Origin of the sequence: Pseudomonas sp. PA15(2017) (assembly GCF_001945395.1) — a bacterium.
GTDB lineage: Bacteria > Pseudomonadota > Gammaproteobacteria > Pseudomonadales > Pseudomonadaceae > Aquipseudomonas.
This window is the reverse complement of sequence record NZ_MSXV01000010.1, coordinates 124,071-132,335: the sequence shown is the minus strand read 5'-3', so window position 1 is coordinate 132,335 and position 8,265 is coordinate 124,071. Positions and strand designations below refer to the sequence as shown.

At 62.3% G+C, this 8,265-nt stretch carries 7 protein-coding genes; 6 read left to right on the top strand and 1 reads right to left on the bottom strand.

Annotation, left to right across the window (positions count from 1 at the left end; translation table 11 throughout):
• The first annotated feature begins 380 nt into the window (after positions 1-380).
• The 4 genes from BVH03_RS04550 (at position 381) to ppa (ending at position 4,226) form a co-directional block, all read left to right on the top strand.
• Positions 381-1,655, top strand: coding sequence for an MFS transporter (locus BVH03_RS04550; protein ID WP_371915339.1), 1,275 nt, complete (start codon positions 381-383; stop codon positions 1,653-1,655).
• An 87-nt stretch (positions 1,656-1,742) separates the two neighbouring features.
• A complete protein-coding gene (gene phnX / locus BVH03_RS04545; protein WP_075960057.1) occupies positions 1,743-2,570 on the top strand; it encodes a phosphonoacetaldehyde hydrolase in 828 nt (275 codons plus the stop codon).
• A 220-nt stretch (positions 2,571-2,790) separates the two neighbouring features.
• Positions 2,791-3,660: a zinc-dependent peptidase gene (locus BVH03_RS04540; RefSeq protein ID WP_075960056.1), complete on the top strand. Its 870-nt coding sequence runs from the start codon at positions 2,791-2,793 to the stop codon at positions 3,658-3,660.
• A 38-nt stretch (positions 3,661-3,698) separates the two neighbouring features.
• Entirely contained in the window at positions 3,699-4,226 is a 528-nt protein-coding gene (gene ppa, locus BVH03_RS04535; RefSeq protein ID WP_070887203.1) for an inorganic diphosphatase, read from the top strand.
• A gap of 54 nt (positions 4,227-4,280) precedes the next feature.
• Here the strand turns inward: ppa and BVH03_RS04530 are convergent, their stop codons facing one another.
• On the bottom strand, positions 4,281-5,021 hold the full coding sequence (locus tag BVH03_RS04530) for a dienelactone hydrolase family protein (protein WP_075960055.1): 741 nt from the start codon (positions 5,019-5,021) through the stop codon (positions 4,281-4,283).
• Positions 5,022-5,331: 310 nt separating this feature from the next.
• On the opposite strand from BVH03_RS04530, the gene BVH03_RS04525 reads away from it, so the two are divergent.
• Together BVH03_RS04525 and BVH03_RS04520 are read left to right on the top strand one after the other, a co-directional pair.
• A complete protein-coding gene (locus BVH03_RS04525) occupies positions 5,332-5,811 on the top strand; it encodes a CesT family type III secretion system chaperone (RefSeq protein ID WP_075960054.1) in 480 nt (159 codons plus the stop codon).
• 10 nt (positions 5,812-5,821) lie between these two features.
• Positions 5,822-8,014 carry a hypothetical protein gene (locus BVH03_RS04520; RefSeq protein ID WP_075960053.1) on the top strand — a complete coding sequence of 731 codons (2,193 nt, stop codon included), beginning with the start codon at positions 5,822-5,824 and terminating at the stop codon, positions 8,012-8,014.
• Positions 8,015-8,265 lie beyond the last annotated feature (251 nt).

The following is an 8,265-nucleotide window of genomic DNA, read 5'->3' as shown; positions in this document are numbered from 1 at the left end:
GCGAGGCAAGGCACGAGATGCGAAGTTTGGCGGGCCAAATGAGCCATCGAGTAACGCCGCATCGCACAAAAACTGGCCCGGCCCTTCGGGTGGGGCCGCCTAGGTTGCGCGGGAAATGACCTCCGCTGTCGTTGCAGGACTTGGCAAGGGAGAACGCGGACGGCTAGTCCATTCCCTGCGTCCTGCGCCTAACCGGAGGCCATTTCTCGCTGCAACGCGGCTCGCGCTGAAACGGGAACAGACCCTAACGGGCGGTAAGCATCAAACGCGATCCCTGGCCTAAATACTTGGAAAGCGCCCGTCAAAAGAGGTGCTCGAAGTGCAACAACGAAAGCAGACATTACCTAACTGCCGGCACATTCAACCAAGAGGTCAGTCGCGTGAGCCAGAATCCGGGCTTTTCCCTGTTTCACCTTCATAGCACCCCAGCCCAGCGCTGGCGGGTACAGATTTTTCTAATAACTTGGCTGGCCTATGCCAGCTTTTACTTCACGCGCAAGGCGTTCTCAGTGGCAAAACTGGGTATCGTCGATGACCCTGCTTTCGCCTTGGAAAGGGCCACCATGGCCAACCTGGACGCCCTCTACCTAGGCGCCTATGCCATCGGTCAGTTTATCTGGGGCATCTATGCCGACCGTTTTGGACCGCGTGTCGTGGTGCTGGGTGGCCTGTTGGCATCCGGGTTGGCGGCAGTGGTGATGGGCACTGTCGCCACCCTGCCAATCTTTATCAGTTGCATGCTGATCCAGGGGCTGGCGCAGTCCACTGGCTGGTCCGCGCTCTGCAAGAACATCGGCAGCTTTTTTACCACCCCCGAGCGCGGTCGCATCCTGGGGTTGTGGAGTAGTTGCTATGCCTTTGGCGGCCTGGTCGCATCGCCCTTTGCGGGCTGGTGGGCATACCAAGTTTATGGCGACTGGCGTGCGGCGTTCTTTTCCAGTGCCCTGGTCGTCTTTATCGTCACCATCTTGTTTTTTATCTTTCAGCGCAACACGCCTGACGACGTTGGACTGCCCACGGTAGAGGGTGCCGAAGCAACGCCACAAGGCCACCAGGCCAGCTTCGCGAGCTGCCTAAAGGCCATTCTTCAGAATCGCACCATTTTGATCCTAGGCCTGGCCTACTTTTTACTCAAACCGGCACGCTACGCCATTCTCCTCTGGGGGCCGGTGATGGTTTACGAGCGCATGCCAGAGCTCGGCAAGGTGACCTCGGCCGTTGTTCCCACCGCTTTTGAGTTGGCCGGTTTGGCTGGCCCGATTCTTCTAGGGGTGATTTCAGACAAGCTGTTTGGGGCACGTCGTTTCCCAGCATGCATCATCAGCCTGCTGGCTTTGGCCGCTTGCCTGGCCCTGTTTGTACCGGCCATGCAGAGCGGCAGCGTGATACTGGTCGTGGTCATATTGTTCATGATGGGCCTGACGCTCTACGGCCCGGACTCGATGATCAGCGGAGCGGCCGCTATCGACTTTGGACGAGGCACGTCGGGGACCGCCGCAGGGTTCGTTAACGGATGCGGCTCGATCGGCGCGATCCTGGGCGGCTTGCTACCTGGGTACTTTGAAACCGAAAGCGTTTTCCTGGTCTTCACCGGTACCGCGCTGATGGCGATAGCCCTGATGATTCCCTATTGGAATAGCCGTCCCGGTACCTAGGTGACCAACCGCTGCCAAGCACAGGGCTGGCAACACTCGCCGCCCCTAGATATTACGGACCTACTGGCCATCAACTGGAGTGAACTCATGAACTATCAACAACCGCCCCACCTGCAGGCCGTCATTCTCGACTGGGCAGGCACCGTCGTCGATTTCGGTTCCTTAGCGCCGACCCAGATATTTGTCGAGGCCTTTGCCGAGTTTGGTGTCAAAGTGTCCATCGATGAAGCTCGCGGCCCGATGGGCATGGGCAAGTGGGATCACATTCGCACACTGTGCAACGTCCCGGCGATTGCCGAGCGCTACCGAGAAAAGTTCGGCCGCAAGCCGACCGATGATGACGTCACCACGATCTACGAGCGCTTCATGCCGTTGCAGATCGAAAAAATCGGCCTGCACTCGGCGCTAATCCCCGGTGCCCTCGATGCCATTGCCACATTGCGCGATAGAGGACTAAAAATCGGCACCTGCTCCGGCTATCCGGCGCAGGTGATGGCCAAGGTAGTGGATATCGCCCGGGATAACGGCTATGTACCGGATCATGTCGTCGCTACCGACGAAGTGCCAAACGGGCGCCCTCATCCCGCGCAGTCGCTGGCCAACGTCATCGCTCTGAGCATCAACGATGTAGCGGCTTGCGTGAAAGTCGACGACACCTGGCCCGGCATTCTTGAAGGCCGCAGCGCCGGCATGTGGGCAGTGGCACTGACCTGCTCCGGCAATGCCCTGGGCCTCACCTATGAAGAATACAAGGCCCTGCCGCCCGAGAAGTTGGCAAAGGAACGCCAGCGTATCGAGCAGATGTTTGAAGGTTCGCGCCCTCACTACATGATCAACACCATCGCTGAATTGCCAGCCGTGATCGACGAGATCAACGCACGCCTGGCACGGGGCGAGATGCCTCAAGGCTGTTGAATGGCGCCCTGCCTGCGCCTAAATCTATTCATGATCGGCGGCGGCTTTTTCAGCGTTTCCCCAAGGCTTCGGTCGTGAGTCTGGCGCAGGGAGGGGGCGCACTGATCGGTCTGGTAGCCGGGCCGACCCAGTGCTGCCTATCAATAGCGAGTAACGTCCCCGCTTGCGGTCGGCGGGCGGACTGTTATGGTGACGGCCACTTTCCCACCGAGCCATTTCCATGTGGTCCTTCAGCGCCTGGCGCCGTCGTCGCATCCTCTCCCGCCACCCCGTCAGCGCCAACAGCTGGGCCACGGTGCGCCAGCGCCTGCCGATTCTCGATGGCCTCGGTGCAGAAGAAGAACAGCTGTTGCGCGAGCGCGCCGTGCTGTTTCTGCACGCCAAGCACCTGACCACCCTGCCCGGCCTCGAGCTAAATGTCGAGGACCGCCTGGCCCTGGCAGCGCTCGCCGAACTGCCGCTGCTCGGCCTGGCCGACCTGAACTGGTACCAGGGCTTCCACGAGGTGGTCCTCTACCCGGACGACTTCGTCAGCCCGCAGCGGCATCGCGACTCCGGCGGCATCGAACACGAATGGGAGGGCGAACACAGCGGCGAAGCCTGGCAGCAGGGGCCGGTGATTCTCGCCTGGCCCGGCGTGCAGGCCAGTGGCGGCTGGGAAGGCTACAACCTGGTGATCCACGAGCTGGCCCACAAACTGGACATGCTCGGCGGCGATGCCAACGGCCTGCCGCCGCTGCACAGCAACATGGACGTGAAGCAGTGGGCCAGCGCCATGCAAACGGCCTTCGACAGCCTCAATGCCGAGCTGGATGCCGACGAGGACGCGCAAACCGTCATCGACCCCTACGCCGCGGAAAACCCCGCCGAGTTCTTCGCCGTGACCAGCGAATACTTCTTCAACGCGCCGGATCTGCTCGACGAGGCCTTTCCCGCGGTCTACGAACAATTGCGCCTGTTCTATCGGCAAGACCCACTGGCACGTTTGCGTCGCCTGCAGGTCGAACACCCGGACTATCAGCAAGCCACGCCCGCGGCTGCCGATACGACCGATGGCTGTAATGGCAACGACGCGGGAATCCACCTATAATCGCGCCACTTTTTTTGGCGCACATCAGGGAGTCACCCATGAGCTACAGCAAGGTTCCGGCCGGTAAAGACCTGCCGAACGACATCTACGTCGCTATCGAAATCCCGGCCAACCACGCGCCGATCAAATACGAAATCGATCACGACACCGACTGCCTGTTCGTCGACCGTTTCATGGCCACCCCGATGTTCTACCCGGCCAACTACGGTTTCATCCCGCACACCCTGGCCGACGACGGCGACCCCCTCGACGTGCTGGTCGTGACCCCGTACCCGGTCGCCCCAGGCTCGGTGATCCGCGCCCGCCCGGTCGGCGTCCTGCACATGACCGACGAAGCCGGTGGCGACGCCAAGCTGATCGCCGTACCGCACGACAAGCTGACCACCATCTACAAAGACGTTCAGGAATACACCGACCTGCCTCCGCTGCTGATCGAGCAGATCAAGCACTTCTTCGAGAACTACAAGGATCTCGAGAAGGGCAAGTGGGTCAAGGTCGAAGGCTGGGGCAACGCTGACGCGGCCCGCGCCGAGATCACCAAGGCGGCTGCTGCTTATCAAAAGTAAGCACAACCTGCCTTACGAAAGCCGGCCACAAGCCGGCTTTTTTATGCCTGCGATTTAGCCCCGCTTCAGGGCACGGGCAAAGAACGCCAGCATCTGTTTCCAGCCATGCTCGGCCGCTTGCTCGTCATAGACCGGGAAGTCCGGCTTCATCCAGCCATGCTTGGCCGGGTAGGTTTCCGCGCTGAAGGTCACGCCAGCGTCGCGTAGCGCCCGCTCGAAGCGCTCGGCCATTTCCGGTGGGTAGCTGCCGTCGTTCTCGGCGGCGGCGATATACACCTCGGCCTGCAGTGCAGACGCCGCGAGATGGGGGCTGTCGGCAGCGTCGGTGGCCAGGTTGCCACCGTGGAAGCTGGCAACGGCCGCAAAGCGCTCCGGGCGCGCACCCGCGCAGGCGATGGCCATGCCGCCGCCCATGCAGAACCCCACCGCGCCAATGCGCGGCCCCTGCACATCGCTGCGCCCGTCGAGATAGCCGATGTAGGCATCGATGTCCGCGGCGGCCTTGGCATTGCCGGTGGTGGCCATCAGCGGGCCGAGAATGGCGCGGAAATCGCCCTTGAATACTTCCCTGGGATCGAAGGGCCCGTATGCGCCGTAGCGATAGTAGGTATCCGGCAGCAGCACCACGTAGCCGGCATCGGCCAGCCGCTGGGCCATGGCCAGTACGGCAGGTCGAATGCCGCCGGCATCCATGTAGAAGACGACCGCCGGGCCGCCCTGCCCGTCAGCGGGCGTGAACACGTGGGCCGGGCATTGGCCGTCTGGCGTGGTGATGACGATTTGTTCGTGAGCCATGCTGATCCTCCGGTGGGATGTTTCACGCCAATGCCAGGCGATGGCCGGCACGAATGGGCGAGGTTAGGTATTGGTCAACAGGATGGCAACCGAGTGCCCGGCGATTTTCCGACAGCGCGCCTGACAGGCTGATCGCGTACGTATCGGTGCGCTATCAGCGGTGGCCCGGCGATAAATTCATCAAGCATTCACAAGTTTTAAATAAATCCTTAACAATTGATTTAATTGAATTTTTCACCAAAAAAACAAGGAACCAGCCGACTCCGACGCCCCACCCATGGCGCATCTTCACCCTGACTTGAAGGTGTTTATGAGTACGCTCGCCTATCGTTCCCTGGTCGACAGCTTTTGCAGCTTGACGCGACTGAGCAACCCTCACAGCCTCTACGAACACACCGCTATAGAGTTCAACGGTATCGATTTCACCCTGTTGCATCAGGACACCCCCAGTGGTGGTCGGATACTGCTGCACGGCGACCTGGGGAACCTGCCTGCCGGGGACTTGGCGACGGCAGCAGCGGCTCTACGGCTGCTGGAGATGAACTTCCATCTGTTCGACGGCCATGCCGGGCCGGTTTTCACGCTCAACCCGCAAAGCCGTCGCGTGACCCTTGGGGTCAACCTGCCCCTGCCGGGGCTGCGTGCAGAACGACTGGTGGAGTTGCTCGCAGAGCTGGCCGGCCTGGCCAGGGCCTGGCGACGCGACTGCTTTCTGGAGGCTCACCCGGAGCGGCCACCCAGCGAACGCCCCATGATGGGCTTGACGCGCTCTGCGCTGCGTAGCTCCTGAGGCCGCCGTGATGGAAACCATCCGTCCCAACACCAGCCCGCCAACCACCACAGCGCTCAACACCACGATACGGGAGCAGCCCCAGTGCCCCGACGCGCGCCCTGCGCGAGCGAGGCCCTCGAACCAGCCACCTCTCACCGTTCAACAACGGCTGCAAGCTCAACAATCGCCACCCCGCAGCCAGGCTCAGCTGTTCGAGACCCTGCACCCCGAATTGCGGTCGCTGCGCGCCGAGTTTGCCCGGTTGGTTCAGGGCCAGCGGCCGCTGAACTTCTCTCGGCCAATCACGCCCCTGGCTCGCGACGCACAGCGGATTGCCCAGGATCCGCTGCAGTTGAACCGCCAGCGCATGATTCTGGAAGGCCGCGTACTGCAGCTCGATCCACAGCTCGATTTCGAGCGCATGAGTACGTTGCTGCATGCCGATCAGCCGGGTCAACTCACCACCGGCGTCCCCTATGGAAACAGCGTTGAGCACCTGCTCGACGATATCGATCGGCACTACAGCCAACCCATGCCCGCAGGTCAGGCGGTCTGCGGCGAAGGCTTGCAGGCGCTGCTGGACATCGCGCTGCCACGCATCGCCACGCACCTGGATGGGCAGGCCGCGCTGTACAACGAAGTGCTCGAGCACTGCTCACTCAACGCCGAGGAGCGCCGCCAGGTGATTGCGGGCCGTGAAGCCTTCCAGGCCCTGGCCCAGCGCTGGTCGGCAGATATCAAGAGACGCATCCTGGCGACCTGCCAGACATTGGCCGACGCCAGTCTGCATGCCGCTGAACGGGATCTACGCCGCGCCCGCAAGATGCCGGACAAGGCCGAGCGTGACACGCAAATCGCGCATGCCAGTGCGCAGGTCGAACAATGGCGGCAGGTGCAGGCGCACTTTCAGGATGCGTTCGCTTCCGTACACGACAGTGCCCTGCAGGACAGCCTCTACCGCATGGATCTGGAACAGCACCTGCAAACGCTCGACGAGCAGAATCGCGGGCTGTTCACCAGCGCCCGGGTATTCATCGCCGCAGCCATTCCACAAGGCCTGGCCTCGTGCCTGCAATTCGTACTGGCCAGGGCCTATATCGACCCACGCCTGTCGTTGTTCGACCTGGCCAGGCAGTCCGCCGCGAGCGGTGCCGCGGTAGGCGCGGTACACGAGACACTGGACAATTTCATCAAGCCGGCAGCCCGGGAAGTGCTCGCCAGCGTCGGCGCCCACGAATTGCGCAAGGTCGACCCGCGGGAAGTGATTCCCGGCCCACGCCGCGCCACGACCGAGGGCGGGCGCTATCGAGAGTTAAGCGATGCCGAGCTGCAGGCCGCGTCCCAGCCGCTGGACCAGGCGCGAAAAGGCTTCATCAACGCGCAGCAGGATTATTACAACGGCACGCTCATGGGTGACGGCATTACCTTCGCCACCCAAGGCGGTGCCCAGGTAGTACGCCGGCTGCTGGAGCTGACCACGACCCTGCACGCCGCCGGCGTGGCTGCGGGTATGGCTTCCTCGTTCATGGGCGGCGCGGCGATGTCCGGATTGCAGGCCTTGGGCCAGCAGCACAAGTACTTCGATCACGATGGTCGCAGCCTGCCCACCCACGTGCCCGAGCGCCCTCCCGAGGCGAACCTCGGCGCACGGTTGGCATCGGTGTGGAACAAGGGCCTGAGCAGCGCGGATCCCCGCCTGCCCAGCAGCCGCGAGGCCTATACCAGCAAGGTCTATAGCGCCTCGGCAGCGATGATGTTCTTCAACAGTATGGGCAAGGCGATTAGCCGGGCCGGCGTCGATACGACGGCAGCCAAGGCCGGTTCGGTACTGATGACAGGTATCCAGGCGGTCGGCTTTCTGGCGCCCTTCTATGCCAACAAGCAGTCGCGCGATGAAGCCAGGCTCGATGACAGCTCGCGGCTTGCCAGCGCCGTCGAGAACATTCGCCACCCTGATCGCGAGCATCTGCCCCACGGCACTCGCCCCGCGACCAAAGCCCGGACGGTGGAGAATGGCTATCACCGCCTGCGAGGCCTGCAGCAAGCGCTCCCACAGGCCGGGGTTGTGGCGACCGAGGCGCTGGTAAGCAAAACCCTGAGCGGGCTCGCCAGCCTGGGCGAACAGGTGGCACGCCAGGTCAACGCACGTCGCGAGCGCCCTGCGCCAGCGGACATCGAGATGGGCGAGGGTGTCGGGGGCCAACGGGAACGGGAGAGCTGAGTGCCTCTGCGTATCAAGAACACAACCCTGACGGCCATTGCCCCACATGAGACAAGCACAGAACTGCTGCCATGCTCATCCACGGAATGACCGACGAAGTCATAGCTGTATCAAGTCCTGAATTGCTTGCACCAATGGCCAGGACAGACAACTTTTTGGACAACATTCCCAGAGACCACCACTAGCACTGCCCCGAGCGGCGGAACCGCTCGCTGTGTTTCCTCCACTCAGCCTAAACCTTCCGGCATGCG